Origin of the sequence: Bacillus sp. PAMC28571 (genome assembly GCF_014250435.1) — a bacterium.
GTDB classification, from domain to species: Bacteria; Bacillota; Bacilli; order Bacillales; family Bacillaceae; genus Bacillus; species Bacillus safensis.
Genome location: NZ_CP060191.1, coordinates 804,848 through 826,367, shown reverse-complemented (window position 1 = coordinate 826,367; position 21,520 = coordinate 804,848). Strand labels below are relative to the sequence as shown.

17 protein-coding genes and 1 riboswitch are annotated in these 21,520 nt (G+C 42.6%); of the genes, 5 read left to right on the top strand and 12 right to left on the bottom strand.

Features of this window, described 5'->3' with window-relative positions; all coding sequences use genetic code 11:
• Positions 1–3: 3 nt before the first annotated feature.
• The 3 genes from H7F25_RS03775 to H7F25_RS03765 form a co-directional block, all read right to left on the bottom strand.
• Positions 4–1,653, bottom strand: a complete 1,650-nt coding sequence (locus tag H7F25_RS03775; protein ID WP_044334204.1) for a methyl-accepting chemotaxis protein — start codon at positions 1,651–1,653, stop codon at positions 4–6.
• Positions 1,650–2,627: a BMP family lipoprotein gene (locus H7F25_RS03770; protein WP_073204678.1), complete on the bottom strand. Its 978-nt coding sequence runs from the start codon at positions 2,625–2,627 to the stop codon at positions 1,650–1,652. Before H7F25_RS03770 ends, H7F25_RS03775 begins: the two co-directional genes overlap by 4 nt.
• Before the next feature lie 343 nt (positions 2,628–2,970).
• Positions 2,971–3,819: a CvfB family protein gene (locus H7F25_RS03765; RefSeq protein ID WP_025093387.1), complete on the bottom strand. Its 849-nt coding sequence runs from the start codon at positions 3,817–3,819 to the stop codon at positions 2,971–2,973.
• Positions 3,820–4,044: 225 nt separating this feature from the next.
• Here H7F25_RS03765 and H7F25_RS03760 point away from each other — a divergent pair, with 225 nt between their 5' ends.
• The 4 genes from H7F25_RS03760 (at position 4,045) to H7F25_RS03745 (ending at position 11,061) form a co-directional block, all read left to right on the top strand.
• Entirely contained in the window at positions 4,045–4,536 is a 492-nt protein-coding gene (locus tag H7F25_RS03760) for a YajQ family cyclic di-GMP-binding protein (protein ID WP_012009527.1), read from the top strand.
• Positions 4,537–4,617: 81 nt separating this feature from the next.
• Positions 4,618–4,736, top strand: a riboswitch (SAM riboswitch).
• Between the two features lie 78 nt (positions 4,737–4,814).
• Positions 4,815–6,656 (top strand): bifunctional homocysteine S-methyltransferase/methylenetetrahydrofolate reductase, encoded by a 1,842-nt coding sequence (locus tag H7F25_RS03755; RefSeq protein WP_034621789.1) that lies wholly within the window; start codon positions 4,815–4,817, stop codon positions 6,654–6,656.
• Positions 6,640–10,068, top strand: a complete 3,429-nt coding sequence (metH, locus tag H7F25_RS03750) for a methionine synthase (protein ID WP_185854235.1) — start codon at positions 6,640–6,642, stop codon at positions 10,066–10,068. Before H7F25_RS03755 ends, metH begins: the two co-directional genes overlap by 17 nt.
• Positions 10,069–10,203: 135 nt before the next feature.
• Complete coding sequence (locus tag H7F25_RS03745; protein ID WP_185854234.1) at positions 10,204–11,061, top strand: GNAT family N-acetyltransferase; 858 nt, start codon at positions 10,204–10,206, stop codon at positions 11,059–11,061.
• 43 nt (positions 11,062–11,104) lie between these two features.
• Here H7F25_RS03745 and H7F25_RS03740 read toward each other — a convergent pair whose 3' ends face one another.
• Genes H7F25_RS03740 through H7F25_RS03715 form a run of 6 tightly spaced genes read right to left on the bottom strand, consistent with a single transcriptional unit; the run spans position 11,105 to position 19,406 of the window.
• The gene (locus tag H7F25_RS03740) at positions 11,105–12,919 is read right to left on the bottom strand and encodes an IucA/IucC family protein (protein ID WP_185854233.1); all 1,815 of its coding nucleotides are present in this window, start codon (positions 12,917–12,919) and stop codon (positions 11,105–11,107) included.
• A 13-nt stretch (positions 12,920–12,932) separates the two neighbouring features.
• The gene (locus tag H7F25_RS03735; RefSeq protein ID WP_185854232.1) at positions 12,933–14,282 is read right to left on the bottom strand and encodes a lysine N(6)-hydroxylase/L-ornithine N(5)-oxygenase family protein; all 1,350 of its coding nucleotides are present in this window, start codon (positions 14,280–14,282) and stop codon (positions 12,933–12,935) included.
• Positions 14,257–14,811: a GNAT family N-acetyltransferase gene (locus tag H7F25_RS03730; RefSeq protein ID WP_024426511.1), complete on the bottom strand. Its 555-nt coding sequence runs from the start codon at positions 14,809–14,811 to the stop codon at positions 14,257–14,259. The genes H7F25_RS03735 and H7F25_RS03730 overlap by 26 nt, the downstream gene beginning before the upstream one ends.
• Positions 14,808–16,589, bottom strand: coding sequence for an IucA/IucC family protein (locus H7F25_RS03725; protein ID WP_149125776.1), 1,782 nt, complete (start codon positions 16,587–16,589; stop codon positions 14,808–14,810). Before H7F25_RS03725 ends, H7F25_RS03730 begins: the two co-directional genes overlap by 4 nt.
• Complete coding sequence (locus H7F25_RS03720) at positions 16,586–18,073, bottom strand: pyridoxal phosphate-dependent decarboxylase family protein (protein WP_149125777.1); 1,488 nt, start codon at positions 18,071–18,073, stop codon at positions 16,586–16,588. Before H7F25_RS03720 ends, H7F25_RS03725 begins: the two co-directional genes overlap by 4 nt.
• The gene (locus H7F25_RS03715) at positions 18,060–19,406 is read right to left on the bottom strand and encodes an aspartate aminotransferase family protein (RefSeq protein ID WP_149125778.1); all 1,347 of its coding nucleotides are present in this window, start codon (positions 19,404–19,406) and stop codon (positions 18,060–18,062) included. Before H7F25_RS03715 ends, H7F25_RS03720 begins: the two co-directional genes overlap by 14 nt.
• 384 nt (positions 19,407–19,790) lie before the next feature.
• Here H7F25_RS03715 and H7F25_RS03710 point away from each other — a divergent pair, with 384 nt between their 5' ends.
• Positions 19,791–20,327, top strand: a complete 537-nt coding sequence (locus H7F25_RS03710; RefSeq protein WP_185854231.1) for a serine O-acetyltransferase — start codon at positions 19,791–19,793, stop codon at positions 20,325–20,327.
• Here the strand turns inward: H7F25_RS03710 and H7F25_RS03705 are convergent.
• The 3 genes from H7F25_RS03705 to H7F25_RS03695 form a co-directional block, all read right to left on the bottom strand.
• Positions 20,322–20,579 (bottom strand): hypothetical protein, encoded by a 258-nt coding sequence (locus H7F25_RS03705; protein ID WP_029707533.1) that lies wholly within the window; start codon positions 20,577–20,579, stop codon positions 20,322–20,324. The genes H7F25_RS03710 and H7F25_RS03705 overlap by 6 nt on opposite strands.
• A 31-nt stretch (positions 20,580–20,610) precedes the next feature.
• Complete coding sequence (locus H7F25_RS03700; protein ID WP_185854230.1) at positions 20,611–20,886, bottom strand: hypothetical protein; 276 nt, start codon at positions 20,884–20,886, stop codon at positions 20,611–20,613.
• A 63-nt stretch (positions 20,887–20,949) separates the two neighbouring features.
• Positions 20,950–21,507 carry a GNAT family N-acetyltransferase gene (locus H7F25_RS03695; RefSeq protein WP_185854229.1) on the bottom strand — a complete coding sequence of 186 codons (558 nt, stop codon included), beginning with the start codon at positions 21,505–21,507 and terminating at the stop codon, positions 20,950–20,952.
• Positions 21,508–21,520 lie beyond the last annotated feature (13 nt).

The following is a 21,520-nucleotide window of genomic DNA, read 5'->3' as shown; positions in this document are numbered from 1 at the left end:
TTCTTATGAAAGTTTAAATCGCTGGACGGTTTCATTTAACCTCGCCGTCATACTCATCAATTCTTCGACCTGTTTGTTCATTTGATGGAACGATTGTAGCTGTTCATTGGCTGAGGCAGAAATTTCTTCGCTGCCAGCTGCTGTTTCTTCTACCACTGCACTAATATTTTCAATCGAGTGCAGCACTTGTCCGCCAAGTTCTGTTGATTGCATAATTTGGTCATTTAAGACCGCCATTTCTTGTTTAATATGCTGCGCTTTTGTTTCTATATCTTCAAAGGAGTGTGAGGTTTTGTCCATCGCATCCTGCTGCTGAAGTGAAAGCTTGACCCCTTCTTGGACAGTTTGACTAATGGATTGAATGCCTCTTTCAATATGACTGACCATGTCAAAGATTTGTCTTGTTGCATTAGACGATTCATCGGCAAGCTTACGAATTTCATCTGCTACAACAGCAAAGCCTTTTCCAGCTTCGCCTGCTCTTGCCGCTTCAATGGCTGCGTTTAGGGAAAGCAGGTTTGTTTGGTCCGCAATGTCAGAAACCGTTTTGGCCATGGCCGAGATTCCGCTGGCGTATTGCGTGAATTCTCCTGCTGATTCTTCAATTTGTTTCGTCGCATGTGTATTTTTTTCAATCGCTTTTTTTGTTTCTGTTAACGTGTGCTTTCCGCTTTCTACGGCTTCGATGGCATCCTCTGTACTGCGGATGACCGTTTGTGAGCGTTCGGAATTTTTACGTCCATGCTGGTCCATTTTCTCAATCAAGCTGACGCCGTGCTGGAGATCTTCTGAAATCGCTTGTGATCCATTGGCCATTTCGTCTGTCGAAACAGATACTTGATTCGCAGACTCCATCATCTTTTTGTTTTCATCATTCAGGTGGATCGAGAATGTCTCTACTCGGCTTGAGACATTGCTGATTTCTTTAATCAGACTAATCAGCTGATCTGTCATTTGATTAAAGGATTCATTCAAGCCGCCGATTTCATCCTTGCGCTGAATATCCATCCGCTCCACAGCAAGATTGCCTTCTGCGATCTGCTTTGCTCTGTAGGATAGTGATTTAATGGGTGTCACGATGGATCGCGTTAATCCAATATTCAAAAAGACGGCAATGACAATCAGTGTGAGGGCTGAGACGAGTGCACTTGTGATAATCCATTGGACATTGTCTGCTGCAGCCTCTAGATTTTGTTTATACGCTTCTTCTGCCCTTTTATTCATCGTATGCACATCGTTTAAAACGCCATCAATTCTTGCTGCCACACGTCTTGCATCCGATGCGTTTTTTTCACCAATGGCATTGTTGGCTTCCTTGGTCCACGTGTCATATTTTGAATTTAACCTTGTTAATGCCTCTTTGTTCATATTTCCTGCATGTTTGTTTAACGTTTGCAGCTGTTTTTTTGCTGTAGAAATATCGTTTTGAACGATCTCTAGCTGTTCATCTGAGAGTGTCATCGAATAATTGGTCATGGCTTGCTCGACACTTTCAAAGCTTGCCTTCGTTTTTTGTACATTTAATAAGGTTTGAACATCTGTCTCATTTGATGATTGGATTTTTGTCATGCTGACAATGATAAAGGCGATAACGCCAACTGCTAAAAGAAGTGAGGTAAGTGAGTTGAGTAAAATTTTGACGCGTAAGCTCATGATGCGTCCCCCTCTTCTTTTAGCAGCGTCTGCTTCAGACCATTTATTTTTTTGGTCAGTGTCTCAGCATTTTTCAGGATCCGGATTTTTGCCATATCGATTCCATCATTGCTTAAGTCATAGACAACATGCCCGCTTTTCATTTGATTGTTCTTAACGAGCTGTTCGCTGAATTGATAGACCACTTCATCGACTTTTTTCACCATAGACGAAATGACCGCTTTTTCAGCAGTATAGTACTGATCGCTGTCTACACCAATAGCATATTTACCCTGTGACTGCGCTTCTTTTAATACACCGACACCTGAGTAGCCGGCTGCGGCATATAGAACGTCTGCTTTCTTTTTGATCATGTCTTTGGCTATTTTACTCCCCTTGCCTGCATCACTAAACGTACCGGCATAGGTGGATAAAATCTTGATTTTTGGATTGACTGATTTGGCGCCTTTTTGAAATCCTTTTTCAAAACGATGGATGACATCTGCGTCAACACCGCCAACAAATCCAATGACATCGCTTTTCGTTGTCATTGCAGCAAGTGCCCCCGCTAAATAGCTGCCTTGCTCTTCTTTAAACGTCACAGAGGTCACATTTTTCAGCTCAGATACGGCATCAATAAGCAGGAACTGCTTCTTCGGATATTTCTTCGCGACTTTTTCTAGGTCTTCTTGCATACTGAAACCTACACCAATGATGAGATCATTTCCATCTTTCACTAGCTCTGTCAGCCCTTTTTCATATGTATCAGTTTCTGCAATTTCTCTATAATCAAATTCAATGCCAAGCTCATCACGTGCTTTTTCTAATCCTTTAAATGATGAATCGTTAAATGATTGATCACCAAGACCATCATCTGTGAGCATAACGCCAATATGCTTCGCAGTTGATTTTGGCGCCCCTTCCTGTTGATTACCGCATGCGGCGAGCACCATAAGCATGGCTGCCATCAGAAGTAATGATATTTTCACTTTCATCCAAAAACACACTCCTTTTATCATCCTTACTCCTTTTTTATCGGATTTGAGGGGCGTTGTTTCAATGATATAGTGAAGGTTTTTCATGACTTTTTTCATAGAAAAAATCCATTATTTAAGACAAAAATAAAAAAGTGAGCGAATGCTCACTTTTAGATTGTTGACAAAGGGCTAAAATGATCTTGATTTTAGCCTTTTGTCTTCTTTTCAGCGTAATAGAAAACCTTTGCAGTCTAGGAAGGACGAGCACAGGAGCGGAGCGAATTTGACATTCGTGAGCACCGGAGCGCAGACCTGCGGGCGAATGCGAGGGTTTGTCTACACGCTGAAAGTGAGCAAATGCTCACTTTTTCTCGTATGTCCAGCCTTCTTTTTGGTAAACTAGATCATTTTTCATGAGATGACCTAGTGCTCGTTTAAAGGCTGCCTTGCTCATTTGAAATCTTTCGCGGATATCCTCTGGATCACTTTTGTCTCCATAAGGCATGGCGCCATTTCTTGTTCTCATATAGGTTAAAATTTCTTCTGCATCGACAGATAATGCATCCTGTTTTCTAGGAAGCAGAGAAACGTTTACGGTTCCATCCTCTTTCACTGCAATGACGCGTCCTGTAACGGTCGATCCTAATCTTGGCTCTTCCTTTCGTTCCGTGCGGTGAATAAACCCTCGCACGCCTGTATCTGTCAGCATAAAGGAACCTGTCGCAATTAAACGATAAATGGTTCCAGTGATTTCTTTGTTCATTAAGGTTTCTGGTGCCTCAGTGAACAATTCACTGATCACGTCTTCTGTGGCTGGTTTTGCGAACATTCTGCCGTAGCTTGTGACTTTCAGCATACAGTAGAGTTTGTCTCCTTTTTTTGGCCATGCTTCCTCAAAAGGCGGGAGGTGTTCTGTTGCAACAAGTGCATCCTTTGACAGCCCAACATCGACAAATGCGCCCATGTCTTCTACCACGTCCACGACTTCTACCCAGCCGTATGTATGTGCGTTAATTGTAGGTATTTTCATCGTGGCAGCGAGTCTTTCTTCATGATCTACATATAAGTAGACCTCTACTTCATCTCGGTCACCAATATCTTCTGTCATTTCACTGCGGTGTAAGAGGACAGAATCTTCACCGTCTGTCAAAAAGTAGCCGTATTCCATTTCATTCTCTATTTGCAAGGTCAGTTGCTCACCTGGTCTCATGTTCTCTTCCTTCCTATCTGCCCATAAAAGAGCGTTCGTTCATCTTTTGATTCACTCTATTCTACTATACTTCTCCCCGCATGAACATCTCTAGTTCTGTTAGCTAAAGTGGACAAACTGGACACGATTTATACGGCTGGCGGCTGTACTCTTTGATAAAGTTTTCTTCTTCTGCTATTTGCATGATAAAATAGACGCAATATCTAAACTTGGAGGTCATGTGTGATGGCAAAAGAAAGCTCATTTGACATTGTATCGAAGGTTGAACTGCCTGAAGTGCAAAACGCTGTTCAAGCAGCACTGAAAGAAATTAAAAACCGTTATGATTTTAAAGGAAGTAAAAGTGATATTTCTCTCGAAAAAGAAGAGCTCGTTCTCATCTCTGATGATGACTTCAAACTTGAGCAGCTAAAAGATGTGCTTGTGACAAAACTGATCAAACGAAATGTTCCAACTAAAAACATCGATTACGGAAAAACTGAGCATGCCCTAGGCGGTACAGTGCGCCAGCGTGCGAAGCTCATCAGCGGGATTGATCAAGACAACGCCAAAAAGATTAACGCGCTTATCAAGCAGTCTGGCATCAAAGTGAAATCACAATTTCAAGATGACCAAGTGCGTGTGACAGGGAAAAATAAAGATGATTTACAAGAGGTGATTTCTCTTATGCGCAAGGCTGATTTGCCAATTGATGTCCAATTTATAAATTTTCGATAAATTTCAAATTTTCCATTGATTATTTCTGCATTTTTCGTTACAGTTGATGGAAGTTCAATTCATTGACATGTTCATATTGCTTTCTTATCAAGAGAGGCAGAGGGACTGGCCCTGTGAAGCCTCAGCAACCGGTGTAGTAGAAATTTATTTTCTATGACCAAGGTGCTAAATCCAGCAAGCAACTGCTTGGAAGATAAGGAGAAGAATTACGATACAGCCAAAAAGTCTTCTTCTTATCAGAAGGCTTTTTTTGTTACATAGAAATAAGGAGGAATACAATGGGCCTATTACAAGACTTACAAAACCGCGTACTGATAGCTGACGGAGCGATGGGAACACTTTTATACTCTTACGGCATTGACCGCTGCTTTGAAGAATTAAATTTATCGAAAGAGGATGAAGTGAAACGCGTGCACGAAGCATATGTGCAGGCAGGCGCTGACATCATCCAAACGAACACATACGGTGCGAATTATATTAAACTATCCCGCTACGGCTTAGAGGAAGAAACGAAACGCATCAATACAAAAGCGGTACAAATTGCAAAAGCAGCCGCAGGCTCTGCTTATGTACTCGGAACAATTGGCGGCATTCGGACGTTTAACAAAAATGCCTACTCTATAGAAGAAATCAAACGAAGCTTTAGAGAGCAGCTGTACATCCTATTAAATGAAGAACCTGACGGATTGTTGCTTGAAACGTATTATGACATAGAAGAAGCAAAGGCTGTTCTCCAAATTGCCCGCAAAGAAACGACTCTTCCGATTGTCATGAACGTCTCTATGCATGAACAAGGCGTTTTGCAGGATGGTACCCCGCTGAAGGATGGTTTATCTGAGTTATCATCTCTTGGTGCAGATGTTGTCGGCATCAACTGCCGGCTGGGCCCTTATCACATGATTCAGGCACTAGAGGGCGTTCCACTTTTGGAAAATTCGCATTTATCTGTCTATCCTAACAGCAGTCTCCCCTCTCTTGAAGCAGGCAGACTCGTCTATGATACAGATAACGATTATTTCCGAAAAAGTGCACTTGAATTTAGAAATCAGGGCGCACGTATTATCGGAGGCTGCTGCGGAACAACACCTCAGCATATTAGCGCAATGGCTGAAGCGGTCAAAGATTTAGCACCGATCACTGAAAAAGAAGTAAAGGTGTTAAAAGAAGAAATCATTTCCATCCAAGATCAGCGCACTGAACCAGGTCTTGATGAGCTGGCTGTGAAAAAACGTTCGATTATCGTAGAGCTTGATCCGCCGAAGAAGCTGAACTTCGAAAAATTTCTCGTTGCTGCAAATGAATTAAAGGATGCTGGCATTGACGCATTGACGTTAGCCGATAATTCTCTTGCGACTCCGCGCATTAGCAATGTCGCTTGCGGCGCATTATTAAAGCAGCAGCTCGATATGCGTTCTCTTGTTCATATCACATGCCGCGACCGTAATTTGATTGGCCTTCAATCTCATTTAATGGGGCTCGACACCCTTGGATTAACCGATATTTTAGCGATCACAGGCGATCCATCTAAAATTGGGGACTTCCCAGGTGCAACATCTGTATATGATTTAACCTCCTTTGATTTGATTCGTCTCATCAAACAGTTTAACGAAGGCCTTTCTTTCTCAGGAAAGCCCCTTGGCAAAAAGACCAATTTTTCAGTGGCTGGCGCGTTTAACCCAAATGTGCGCCATATTGATAAAGCAGTCAAACGTCTTGAGAAAAAAATCGAATACGGTGCTGATTATTTTATTTCACAGCCTGTTTATTCTGAGGAACAGCTTGTGAAAATTCATGAGGAAAGCCGCCACTTGGATAAACCGATTTACATCGGCATTATGCCATTAACAAGCAGCCGAAACGCCGAGTTTATTCATCACGAAATTCCAGGCATCAAATTATCTGATTCTATTCGTGACATTATGGCCAAAGCTGGCGAGGATAAAGAAAAGCAGCGAGCAGAAGGCTTAGCGATTGCCCGCTCTTTATTAGATACAGCCTGCGAATTGTTTAATGGCATTTATTTAATTACTCCTTTCCTTCGATCAGATTTAACAGCAGAACTGACCACCTACATCCATCAGAAAGAAAAGGAGTCTAATGTCCATGTCAACTATCACTGAACAGCTCAAAAAACGCATCCTCGTGCTTGATGGGGCAATGGGCACAATGATTCAAAACGCCAACCTGACAGCAGAGGACTTTGGCGGAGAAGAGTATGAGGGCTGTAACGAGTATTTGAATGTGACAGCCCCTCACATCATCTCTAAGATCCATAGGGAGTACCTCGAAGCAAATGCTGACCTCATTGAAACAAATACGTTCGGCGCGACAGAGCTCGTCCTTGATGAATATGGGCTTGGCCATCTTGCCTATGAACTCAATGTTCGAGCTGCGCGGCTGGCAAAGGCAGAAGCAGACCGTTCCTCCACACCGGAGCAGCCTCGTTTTGTTGTAGGCGCAATGGGCCCAACAACGAAAACATTATCTGTGACAGGCGGCACAACCTTTAGTGAGCTCGTCAGAAACTATGAAGAGCAGGCCCGCGCTCTGATTGACGGAAAGTGTGATGCCCTTCTTTTAGAAACAAGCCAAGATATGCTGAATGTAAAAGCTGGATTCAAAGGGATTCAAGAAGCCTTTCAGCAGACGGGCATTCAATTACCACTCATGGTATCAGGAACGATTGAACCGATGGGCACCACCCTTGCTGGTCAGGATATTGAAGCCTTTTATATCTCTCTTGAGCATATGAAACCCATCAGTGTGGGCCTTAACTGTGCGACTGGTCCAGAATTTATGACAGACCATATCCGCACGCTCTCCTCCATCGCAAAGTCAGCGGTGAGCTGCTATCCGAATGCTGGTCTCCCAGATGAAGAAGGCCAATATCATGAATCCCCTGCCTCTCTTGCTAAGAAAATCGCCGCCTTTGCTAAGGAAGGCTGGTTAAATATCGTCGGCGGCTGCTGCGGGACTACACCTGCGCATATTCAAGCATTGTCAGATGAAGTACGCACACTTCAGCCGCGTCGTATCAATTGCGAATCACCGCAGCATACCGTATCAGGAATTGAGCCCCTTATTTATGAGGATTCGATGCGTCCTCTTTTTGTAGGCGAACGGACCAATGTCATTGGTTCTCGCAAATTCAAACGGCTCATTGCGGAACAAAAGTTTGAAGAAGCAGCAGAAATTGCTCGTGCTCAAGTGAAAAATGGCGCTCACGTCGTTGATGTGTGTCTCGCCGACCCAGACCGTGATGAGGCAGCAGACATGGAAGGCTTTTTACAAGAAGCCATGAAAAAGGTGAAAGCCCCTTTTGTCATTGATTCAACGGATAAACACGTGATTGAAAAGGCACTCACCTATTCTCAAGGGAAAGCCATCATCAATTCCATCAACCTTGAGGATGGCGAGGAACGCTTTGAAGAGATTCTTCCTCTTGTGAAGCTGTATGGCGGTGCACTTGTTGTTGGCACGATTGATGAAATAGGAATGGCCGTGACAGCAGAACGAAAGCTTGAAATTGCTGTACGTTCTCACGATTTGCTAACGAGGAAGTATGGAATTCCCGCAAGTGACATCATTTTTGATCCGCTTGTCTTTCCCGTAGGCACTGGAGACGAACAATATATTGGCGCCGCTGAAGAAACAATCAAAGGCATTAAAATGATCAAGGAAACCCTGCCTGAGTGCCTCACTATTTTAGGCATCAGCAACGTATCTTTCGGACTTCCGCCTGTTGGCAGAGAAATCTTAAATGCCGTCTATTTGTATCACTGCGTGCAAGCAGGGCTTGACTATGCCATTGTCAATACAGAAAAGCTTGAACGCTTCGCTTCCATTCCAAAGGAAGAAATCAAACTAGCTGAAACCTTGCTTTATGAAACAAATGATCAAACACTGGCTGAATTCACCAAATTTTACCGCGGCAAAAAGAAAACGGAGAAAAAACCAAAGATCTCCTTATCACTTGATGAAAGGCTGGCGCTCTACGTCGTCGAGGGAACGAAAGAAGGTCTCATCGATGATCTAGCCCTTGCTTTGGAGCATTATGAATCGCCGCTTCATATCATCAATGGCCCGTTAATGCAGGGAATGGCTGAAGTTGGTCGTCTTTTTAATCAAAACGAACTGATCGTAGCCGAGGTACTCCAATCGGCAGAGGTCATGAAAGCATCTGTTTCGTTTCTTGAGCAATATATGGAAAAGCAGCATGCAAGCGGGAAAGGAAAGATTCTTCTTGCGACTGTAAAAGGAGATGTCCATGATATCGGGAAAAACCTTGTCGACATCATTTTGAGCAATAATGGCTTTCAAGTGGTCGACCTCGGCATCAAGGTGACTCCTCAAACATTGATTGAAGCTGTGCAAAAGGAAAAACCAGATATGATTGGATTATCAGGATTACTTGTAAAGTCCGCACAGCAAATGGTACTAACCGCTCAGGATTTACAAAAAGCAAACATTTCTGTTCCTATTTTGGTCGGCGGTGCTGCCCTTTCTCGTAAATTTACAAAGATGAAAATTTCGCCTCATTATGATGGGCCTGTTCTTTATGCAAAAGATGCTATGGACGGACTGTCATTAGCCAATGAGTTAAAAGCAAATCCACTGCAATTTCAAACAAAGCCGCCAGAAGAGCCAGCGGCACCTATCAAGGAGAAAGAAGGAAAGCAGCCGAAAGCTGTCATTGAATTACTAGAAAAACGCGCATCTCTCCCGCAAGCACCGGTATTTACACCAGAAAATACCACACGCCATTATGTGAGGGACATCGATTTGCATCATATTATGCCATATGTGAATGAACAAATGCTCATTGGTCATCATCTCGGTTTAAAGGGAAAGGTCAAAACCTTATTAGCTGAACAGCACCCAAAAGCATTGGAATTAAAACAGCTTGTCACAGATCTTCTAAACGAAGGCAGAGAGAAAAACTGGTTTGCGCCAGCATTTGTGTATCAATTCTTCCCTGCCAGTTCAGACGGAAATGATTTGCATATTTATGATCCTGAAGAACCTGACCGCATCATTGAAACGTTCCAATTTCCAAGGCAGGAGAAGCTCCCGTACCGCTCTATTTCTGATTATGTACGGAAAAGTGATGAAAACGAGAAAGATTATATTGCCTTATTCGCCGTCACAGCCGGCGCGCGTATACGTGAAGTCGCGCAGCAATTTAAGCAGGAAGGAGATTATTTAAAAATGCATGCTGTCCAAGCTCTGGCACTTGAGCTTGCAGAAGGATTGGCTGAAAGAACCCACCAAGTGATTCGTGACAAATGGGGATTCCCTGACCCAGTCGATTTTACAATGGAAAAACGATTCCAAGCGAAATATCAAGGGCAGCGCTATTCCTTTGGTTATCCAGCGTGTCCAAATCTTGAGGACCAGGAAAAGCTGTTCAAGCTGCTTCAGCCTGAAAAAATCGGCATCCATCTGACAGAAGGATTCATGATGGAACCTGAAGCATCTGTTTCTGCGATCGTCGTTTCCCACCCTGAAGCTCGATATTTTAATGTTCATTAAGACTAGAACCTCCGTCATTGGGGGTTCTTTTTTGATACACGCTGAGAGGAAAAGGATCTTCCTTTTCCTTTTTCTTATGCCTTCATATGGTACGATACATATAGATGAAATCAGCTAAGAAGGAGTTGCATTGTATTGGAAAACGTTGTACAACGAACTTTAACACTTGATGACATACCCGATCTTATCGCATTGTCAAAAGAGGTCGACTGGCCTGATTACAATGAGGATGAGCTTACATCTCTTTTAACAAACGGATATTTTACAGGTTTTTCAACAACAGATGGACAAGTGATCTCATGTGCGGGACTTTTCCAATATGATAAAGCAGCATCAATTGGTGCCGTTATTGTATCTGAGACGCATCGCGGCTTAGGCCTTGCGCGGAAAATGATTGACACCCTGCTTCGCCGGAGCGATCAAAGTGTTCCTGTCGTTTTAACTGCTACTGTACAAGGACAGCCCGTTTACGAAAAAATCGGATTTCAAACGGCCGGCTATATTCATACATACAAAGCACAGACCACGAATCCATCGGCTTTTCGTGTGTCAGGCGGGATTCACCTTTCTCCTGCTGATGAAGCGGACCTTCCGTCTATTGAAGCACTTGACGAAAAAGGTGCAGGCACCAATCGATCAAGCTTTATAAGAAAGCGAATGGAACGAGCATCGTTCCGGCTGAGCGCAAAGAATGAGCATCATGAAACAACTGGCTTTGCATTTGGCATCGAAACCCCTGCTAATCTAATGATTGGACCGCTTACAGCAAACGATGAACAAACCGCTCTCTCGCTCATCCAATCACTCATCTCGTCTTATTCAGGGGCAATTCGTATAGATATGCAGGAAGAAACTGCTGAGCGCCTGCATGAAACACTTGTTGAAGCAGGATTTACGAAAACAAACGTAGCCCATTTTATGATGATTCGCGGGAAAGAAAAACTAAATGATCCCGCCCTTTTCTATTTTCTTGCCTCTCAAGCATTTTCTTAAAAAACAAACAAGCTGTAGACACTTAATGTCTACAGCTTTTCTATTACTTCTCCCCAACTGACGAAAGAACATGAGCGAGTGCATTTGTGACCTTCCCATGCTCTGAAGCATGCGGGCGGTCATCACCATCTCCATAGCCATAATCAATCATTCGATTACGATTTAAGCAAAGCTTTGTCAGCTTCGGCTGGAATAGATCAAATAATTCAAAACGGTCTTTTAGCTGCGGAAATTGCTTTTGATACTGCTGAATTTCTTCCGCAAGCAAACGCCAAAGAGTCGTTTCATCTAACAGATTGTGATTGTCTAATACGTTGGATACATAACGCAGATTGCAAATAAATAATCCTGTAAAGATAAATTGTACTAGACCTTCTGGCGGCTCACTTCGCAGCACTTCTTTTAAATCTTCTTCTAGTGAAGCTAATTCAGGCAGCGGCTGGTCACTTATATTCACATCATCAACGAAATCTTTGATCGCCAAACGATGCGGCTGATGATTTTTTAACACAAGAATTGTATTTTGCCCATGCGGTGAAAAGACTGTGCCGTATTGATACATAAAGTGCAGCAGCGGCGGCATCACGACATGGAAGAACTTCGCCATCCATTCTTTTGCTGAGAGACCTGATTTTTCAATCAGCTGCTTGATATACGGCTCACCTTCATGATCCTCGTAAGTAAGTGCCGCAAGTGTAACAGGGCTCTCCCCTTCTTCTAAGTACGTATAAATGCTTTCTCTAAAAATGACACCGAGCATCTCAAGATATTGATACGGCGCACCAGGCAGTTTGCTGTAGTATGGATGATCGACATTGATACTTGCATTCTCACCTGGTAAAATGACGCGGCACACATCAGATAAAAATGAGTCTTGATCAGCAATTCCTTTAATATGCGCTGTAATGCGCGGGGCAATGACCGTACGTTCTGATGGGAGTCCACGGTACACGAGCGTATTTAAAATACTCATTGGCAGTTTAATATGATGCTTGTCTTTATTTGAGATATTTGTAAAGGTTCTGATCGACTGCTGCGGGATATATTGATCCAGCCCCTCTCCCAAATACACAATCCGGCGCAAGGCCAAATCTTCAGGGAAATGCTGAATAATCATATGCGTCCACTGCCACTGATGAACAGGCATCATATAATAGTCAGCTGCATTCAGTCCTTCATCCTTTAACACACGCTGAAATTGACGAATCGTGACTTCATCTAATTCTTTGGCGATCACCTGCTCATAGTTTTCATGATCGACTGCATGGAATGTCGCAAGCTCTCTATGTACAGCAATCCAAGACAGCTGCACACATTCCTGCCGTTCAGGTGCATAGGCTAAGTAATCATCGTAGCTGAATCCTATACGTCCTTTGTTATACACAATCCAAGGATGGCCTGTCATTTCTCCTTCAATCCATGCATAATCCGTATCTGTCAGTTCATCCGCACGAAGTGCTTTTTTCGACAGCAAATGGACATCGGCTAACAAAGTATGGTGAAGCTCTTTGATAAGATGGCCTGTTGTGTCAGAAGACATTGGAATGATCGGCTGAATGTCTAGTAAAAACACAATGGCACTGACATCCTTTGACCATTTTCCATCTTGACAGTACTCAATTGATTCAGCGATTGTATCAAAACTATCAAACAACCGAGGTTTTGCCAGATAACGATATTTCTTATGTTCGTGAATGATTAATTCATACTGCGCGATGCCATCCTTACAATCCAGTTCTATAGGATGAAGCATGTCCTCATACATGTATTCAGACAGCATTTTTGCCACCATTCGCTGGTTTGCCTTTTTCCAAGCAGCAGGATTCACCGCTTTTTTCAATTCATCTTGTACACTCATCGCTTCATCCTCCTTATCCTTTGATTTCTTCAAATGTGTGTGCGTTCTTGTGTGTACCAAATGTCTGGAAGACGTGCTTTTGATAAAGTGGATACACAGTTTGACGAGCAAGTTCATTGATGATCACACTGTTTCGATAAGCCCCCAGCCCCAAATCTGGAGCGCCGACCCCATGTGTATGAAGCTCTGCATTTTGTACAAAAATATCATTTTCACCCATCGTATTTGTTTTCAAACGATATTCACGTTCAACTTGGAATCTCCCTTGATCATCCCATTGAATGTGATGAGAAATAGGGTTGATAAATGGCGGCAGAACGGATTGGTAGCCAGTCGCCAATACGACAATATCCGTCTCATGTGTAAAGGATTCTTCCTTGACCCATTGCGTGCATGAAAGTGATAACCCGCCCGCTGTTTCCTCAATCAAGTTGACCTCTGTCATGGCTTGAAGCACTGTGTTCAGCTGGTTTCCGCAGGCAGAACGTTCATAAAGCAAATGATAAATATCACGAATCATCGCCGAACTGATACCTTTATAAAGCAAGTCTTGCTGTTTTAATAACGCATCCTTTTTGGCTTGCGGAAGCTCATAAAAGAAATCAATATAGTCAGGGGAGAAATACTCAAGTCCAAGGTTTGAATATTCCATTGGGAAAAATCCTTTTGATCGTGTAAACCAGTGAATATCCTTTGCCTCATCATCTGATAAAATGTCATAAAACACTTCTGCCGCACTTTGACCAGAGCCGATAACTGTTACAGATTTCCCTTTGAAACAGCCTTCTTTCTTTCGTTTTAAATAGTCAGCTGAGTGAAAAACCTTCTCTCCTAAAGCTGGCTGGAGCGATGCGGGTATCGCCGGCTGCGTGCCAATTCCTAAGACGAGATGTTTGCTTTCAAACACCTCTACAGTTTGGTTCTTTACATGACGGACATGCACTTCATAGCGCTTTTCCCCCGCCTTTTCAATCAGTGAGACAGATTCGACGTTCATGCCAAATCGGCAGGAATCTAACTGGTCAGCGACCCAGCGGCAATAATGACTGTATTCCTTGCGCGGGATATGGAAGTCCTCTAGAAAGTAAAATGAATACAAACGGTTTTGTTCCTGCAAATAGTTGAGAAAGCTATATTTGCTTTTCACATCTGCCATGCTGACAAGGTCCGCTAAAAATGGGACTTGCAGTGTTGTCCCTTCAATGAGCATCCCTGGGTGCCAGTGAAAGGCTTCACTTCTTTCAAAAAACAAAGCGTTGATTTCATTTACCTCTTCAGATAATGCGGCAAGCCCCAGGTTAAACGGGCCAATGCCGATCCCAATTACATCCACTATATTATTTTGCTTGTTGAACCGCGTCATGGTTATACTTCCTTTCGAATCGTTCTCGATCACAAAACATCAAAAGACCTGTTTTGTCGGGTAAAGTAACTGGTTTTACACGTTCGAAGCCGCATTTTTCAAATACATGAATCATTTTTTCATTGCGAATATCCGGCTCAGCAACGATTTTTTCTGTTCGTTTGTTCTGCTCAAATTGAAATGCTGTCATTGCCTGAAGGAGCGGCGCAGCAAATCCTTTCCCCACATAATCCGGCTCCCCTATTAACAGGTGGATGCCTTGATCATGCGGAGAAGGCTCATAGTAGGATTCAATGATATCCCCTTTCACGTTATAAGCCTCAAAATAACTCATTGGTGTCCCATCAATCGTGCCTAAATAAAGGGTTTGATGCGGATCATGTATCGCCTGATAAAAATGCTTTTCAAAAGCAGGAAACGGAATATTCAAATGCCAAAATGGGTGAACGTACTCTTCTTGCATCCACTTATGGACAAGCTGAACGTCTCTTTCATATTCAGCGCGAATAAACCTAATACGATGCCTCATCCAATCAGCGCCTCCTTATGTAAAAAGAGCGGATTCAAGACAGCCGTGTAACGAGACTGTGTTTCCAGAGATCCTGTCAGCTCATCCATATCTTCAAATCGTGTCAGCAAATTCGCTTTTGAAGGAAGTTCTTTTGAGCGGAGAAGGCTGTTAGTCAGATCAGATGCTCCGTACGTCTCCTCATGAGCGAGTAATGTATCTCTCACAAGTGCCAGCAAATCTTCTTCCTTTGCAAGGCCTTCCGTGCCAAAGCCATTAATGAGACCAAATAGATGATTAAAGAAGAAATAATAACGAAGTCTCTCAACGGCTACATCATCTGCACAAATGGTTTCACTTCTCACGCTCAAGTTTTGAACTAGATTCGCGAGCTTATCCTTTTTCGATTCACTATAATAGTAGCCTTGGTTGTCACGGTAATAGAAGGTCTCTGGATAACCATCCTTCATTTGCACAACAGCATTTTGCTGATGGGCCTCGAGTGCAAGACCATACGTTTCAAACAGCCAGAGCATCGGCTTTAACGAAATAGTCAAATATTGTTTAAACCATTCTTGGCTGACCGCTTCTGTTGACCTGCCTTCTGCGCCTGCAAGTTTATGAATAATTCCTGCTAATCTCGATTTTCCTCCGTACGCATGATCCTGACACAGCCCAGCAATTAAGCTTGCGCCTTTTTCACGATGCAAAAATGGATTTTGACGAATGACCACTTCAAAGCCAGATTCCGCTTCATCTCCTCGAATAGAGAGATATGCAGGATCTTCAATGACCCGGAATCCAGAGAATTTTTCATATAAAGAAACGCCTAATTCTGTTTTTAAGATGCGGGACATCTCTACTCCTCGATCCAGTTCCTTTTGTTTATTGATGCGTAACGAGTTTGTAATTTTCACAGGAACAGAGAATTTGAGCATGTAAGCAGAATCCTTTTGATAGACCGTTCTAAAGGATGAGGTCGCTGTGTATTCAGACCCGAGCGGTCCTAAATAAGTCAGTTTCCCCTCCTCTATATAACGCTTCACGAATGCCTTCTCCATGACCACTTTGACTTGCAGCGGATGAATCGGAATGAGCACATATTCTCCGTTTTCTGTTAACCTATTCAGCCTCTCTGTTTCTTCTGGCACCTGACGCGAAAGCTCTTCTAACATGAGGCTTGCCGCAGATTGTGAAATAGACGAATCCTGAAGCACAATCGAATGGTGCGCTTTAAAGTAATGAAGCTGGAAAGCTCCTTTCAGCTCAGGAGAATAGACGGCTTCCTCCTCTTCTGTCATTCCTTGTCTGCTTTTTGGTGTAGGATGTGTTAAATGGCCAAGGAGAAGTGACTGCTCAGCCTCGATGTACTCAAAATCAGCTTGAGATAAAGCAGCTTGATCACTTTCTCTCTCCCGTAAAAATCGTTCAATATTTCGGCAGCTTAAAATGATGCGAAGCATGAATTCATCCTCTGCATCTGTGCGGCCATATGCAATGAGAAGCTCCTTTGAACATAAAGCAACAAGTGTCGTGTAATCGACGACCGTTCCCTCTTTTTCGCTGCCACTTGGACGAAAGCGAATCGGAAAATCAAAGAGATGGCGGCCTACAGATGAAAAATATCGAATCGGAATCACAAGCTCAAGGTCTTGCTTTGCTAGTTTTGCCACGAATACAAGCGAACCATCTGCTTTCGTCTCTTTTTTTGCAGATCGATCGATTCCTGTTTCACGTAAAAAACAGTTTAAAAAGCTTTGCATAGTTGCATTTTCAGCCATTTGTTTATATTGACTCAACGTAGTACCCTCCCGGATTGAATATGAGCGATCCCGATATCAACGATGTCAGAAAGGATTTCCTCAATATGTGTGATTGTCGTTCTCGGATTTAACAAAGTGAATTTTAAGCATGTTTGACCATCCACCACTGTTTTCGCAATGACAGCAGTTCCTGATTTGAATAACGTTCGATGGATGATTTTATTGATGTCATCCGCCCCCTTAAATCGAAACACAACTGCATTGATTTCTGGTTCAGGATTGATCACTTCAAGGTGATCATTTCTCTCGATAAGCGCAGCCACATCCTTCGCAAAATCAATGGTATGGTCAATAATGTCACCAAACCCTTCCTCCCCAATCAGGCGAAGAGAAAGAAGCAATTTCAGTGCGTCGAACCGGCGCGTCGTTTGGACAGATTTATTGACGAGATGTAGAATTCCATCCAGTTCATCTTCCTTTGGGTTAAGATAATCTGCATGATAATTGATCAAACCAAAATGTCTTTTATCCTTCAGCAAAAATGCCCCGCAGGAGATCGGTTGATAAAATTGTTTGTGGAAGTCGATCGTGATTGAATCAGCAAGCTCAATACCGTCTAATTTACACCCGTAGGTTTCGCTTAATATAAGCGCACCTCCGTAAGCAGCATCTGCGTGAATCCATAGACCGTATGGCTTGACGATGTCATACACATCTCGAACCTGGTCAATACTGCCAAAATCAGTTGTCCCGCAAGTCGCCACTACCGCAAAAGGCAGGAGATCCTGTTCCTTTAACTCAACAAGTTTCTTCTTCAAATCGTTGAGGTCCATGCGGTGATGCTCATCTGTCTCTACTAGAACAACTGCCTGCTCCCCTAAGCCTATCTGTGATGCAGATTTCTTCACAGTGAAGTGAGCATTCTTAGAGCAAAGAATTCTCATGCGGTGAGCCTCACTCGGCAAGCCTTTCTGCTGAACATTCCATTGCCATGTGTTTTCACAAAATGCATCTCTTGCAAGAAGCAGTCCCATATAGTTAGATTGGGTGCCACCGCTAGTAAATGTCCCATCTGCTAGATTTCCATAAGAAAACTTCGCACATAGCCACTTTAAAATTTCCTCCTCAACCAAAGATGCAATACCGCTTTGATCGAAGGAATCCATTGATTGGTTAAAGGAGCTTACCATCACCTCTGCGGCAAGAGCAGGTATGAGCGGCGGGCAATGCAAATGTGCCAAGCATTTAGGATGCGATACATCAACGAGATGCGGCAAAAGATGCTGCTTTATATCTTGTAAGACAGATTCCATTGATTCGCCAGACGGTTGAAACTGAAATAAGGATTCGACACTAGCAGCTAATTTCCCAGGCAATATTCCGCTGTATGGTCCTTGGTCTTTTTGCCACTGATCCAGTAAGCTGTCGATAGATGTATGAAGAGCCGCTCGGAAGGACTCTCTTCCAAGCTGGCTTTGATTGATAAATAATGAATCCACAGAAGCTTTAGTTGATTGCATCGTAAACGGCCTCTTTGAAAATGGCGATGACTTGTTCAAGCTGTTCTTCTGTCATGATCAATGGCGGTAAGAATCGAATGACGCTGCCGAAACGGCCTCCTGTCTCTACAATTAAGCCTTTGTCGAAGCAATTCTTTTGAATGAGACTTGCTAGCTCAGGATTTGCTGGATAACTTCCATCCACATCCTGCTTTTCATTTGGATTGACAATTTCAGCACCAATCATTAATCCTCTTCCTCGAACATCACCGATAGCAGGTACATTTTTTTGAATGTCTTTTAAATAAGCCTGCATGCGATTCCCTAACAGGTCTACATGATCAAGCAGATTGGTTTCTTTTATAAATTTAAGCGTAGCAGTTCCTGCAGCCATCGCCATTTGATTTCCTCTAAATGTGCCAATGTGTGCACCTGGATTCCATTGATCCAAATCTTGATCATAAATCACAACTGAAAGCGGCAGGCTTCCACCAATGGCTTTAGATAATACAATAACGTCTGGCACAATTCCTGCATGTTCAAAGGCAAACATCTTACCTGTTCGGCCAATGCCTGATTGAACCTCATCGATAATGAGCGGAATGCCTTTTTCTTTTGTGATTCTTCTCATTTCTTTTATCCATTCAATAGATGCTGGAATTGAGCCTCCCTCACCTTGCACAGCTTCAAAGATCATACCTGCTGGCGGAAGAATACCACTTTCAGGATCATTTAATACACGCTCAATATAAGAACTGGAAATACGGTGTGAATCTTTCCCGCCAATACCAAATGGGCAGCGATATTCATATGGATAAGGCATGAAATGCACATCTGGAATTAACCCTTGCACTCTTTCCTTTGGAGACAAATTTCCGCTTAATGACATCGTGCCATGTGTCGCACCGTGATAAGCACCGTGGAAAGAAAGAATGGAACGATTACCTGTCGCTGTCTTGACTAATTTAATCGCAGCTTCTATGGCATCACCGCCAGTTGGTCCACAAAATTGAATTTTTGCTCTCTTTGCAAACTCTTCTGGCAGGTGAGAAAAAATCTCATTCACAAATTCTTCTTTAATTTCTGAGGTTATGTCCAACGTATGCAATGGTCTTTTTTCATGAAGCATACGTTCAATAGCTTCTATCACAACCGGATGATTGTGACCAAGTGCAAGTGTTCCTGCGCCTGCTAGACAGTCATAAAACTCTCTGCCATCCGCATCTGTCACGATCATGCCCTCGGCTTTTTGCATGGCTAATGGGAACCGTCTCGGGTAAGACCTTGCATTAGATTCTCTTTGACTTTGCTGCTCTAAAAATTGCTGATTTTTAGAAACGGTTTTGATGGACATAATAAAACACTCCTCCAATTGATAAAGATTATCATTTTCATTTATTAGCCTAGAGGATGTGAGATAGGAAAGTCAATTGTATTCAAAAAGATGATTCAAAAAGCATATGAATGCAATATTCTCTTTTTAATGAGTATTTTCGAGTAATTTTTACAAACCTTACTGCCATAAGGAGATGGAACGCATGAGACGGTTTGATATTGAAAAAAATTACAAATCATTCTTCCTGGTTCTTTTGTTCTATTCAACTTAAAGCGCTCATTTTATGAAGAAATTTGGATGAAATGAAGGTAGAAAATTGAAGAAGTAACATCATTTTTTCTTGATATAAATGGTTTGGATGGTATAATTTCTCTGAAACATAAAGGAATGGAGGGGAATTTGATGATTTTTACAAAGCACGATCTTCACCATTACTTAACGCAGGATAAGAAAGCATTAGCGGTTACGCGCAGAAGACCAAAGTGGTTTGGAGACGATATATGGAAATATCAAAGGTATTTACGAAAATATGAATACTATTCTAATAGCGGCGCTCTACTGCGCAAATGGTTTTATCGCTATTTACATAAAAAGAAAGGCATGCAGCTTGGCTTTGATATTCCGATTGGCGTCTTTGGCCCCGGCCTTAGAATCAATCATAGTGGTCTCTTAATTGTGAATAAGCACGCAAAAATTGGGGCATTTTGTGATATTCATCAAGGGGTGAATATTGGCCAAAACCATTCCGAAAAGGATGTCCCAACCATTGGAGATCACGTATGGATTGGCCCCGGTGCTAAGCTGTTTGGAGACATTTATATTGCAAATCATATTTCAATCGGAGCAAATGCCGTGGTGAATCGTTCCTTTCATGAAGAGCAGATCGTCATTGCTGGTGTACCGGCTCAAAAAATAAAAGAAAAAGGCCCTTCTTCATGAAGGCGCCTGATAAAAAAGAATAACACCGATCAAAACAGAGATGAGCAGCATGAGATAAAACAAGATGGTTAAAATCAAGATCGTCCAGCCCAGCCCCTTCCTCTCTGTCTTGATCAAATAAATACCGAGTACGATGGTACTAAATAGCACGCCTAAAATGGCCCACAGCCATTTGTCTTTGTTATGCTTTGGCGCATCAAACCATAAATAGATGGCAACAGCAAGTGAAACGAATAGACCCGTTATTCTCAAGATTAAACTCCCCCTTATGTATACGCGCTCTCTATGATGCGTTTGAGTATCCGAAGATCAGCAACAGGAAGTAAAAGACAAAGACTAGTATAACAATAGAATAGATGATGATGGACACGATCAGAACTGTCCAGCCCAATCCTTTTCTTCCTGTTTTGATGAGGTATATCCCAAATGCAAAGAACCCGAATAAAAGACCTAAAATAGACCATAACCATTTATTTTTCCCATGTTTTGGTGCATCTATCAATAGATAGATTGCGACTAAAATAGAAACAAACCATCCAGTTATCCAGCCCACATTCATATGCCACCTTTCTTCTACAGTTTATTCCATTATATGATACTTTTGTCCTGAAAAAATCATGATTCAGAGGATATTGCGCGGAAGGCTTCGCCATTCTTCTCTCAACATTCCGTAGCGCATTGAATCATAATAAACCCCTTGATAATAACGGACCTTTCTCAGTCTCCCCTCAAGGACAAATCCGCATTTCTCTGCGCACCGCATCATCCGTTCATTCCCTGACCAAGTTGTTAAACCAATTCGAGGAATATCAATATGCGTAAATAACACATCAATCCACAGATTTAATGCCTTTGTCCCAATACCCCCGCTCCAAAAACGTGAGTCATAAATGATAATGCCGCATTCAAGCCACCTCGTGCGTTCATTCTCCCAATAATATGAGACGGTACCTTTGATATCACCGTCTATTTCAATGCCATATAGCTTTTGGGGAATGGATTCATCCTGTAAGTAACGTTTCTTAAATGCAGAAAGCGGGATTTCGTGTTCATAAAAATAAGGGGCATTCCATTTTCGATAGGACTGGTCTGGTGCTTTAAATTTTAAATGCCACACCGCCTCTAAGTCCGTTTCGGTTAATGGACGTATGTTCACAAGCTCTTCCTTTTCTCTTTTCATCTGTTCACGTTCC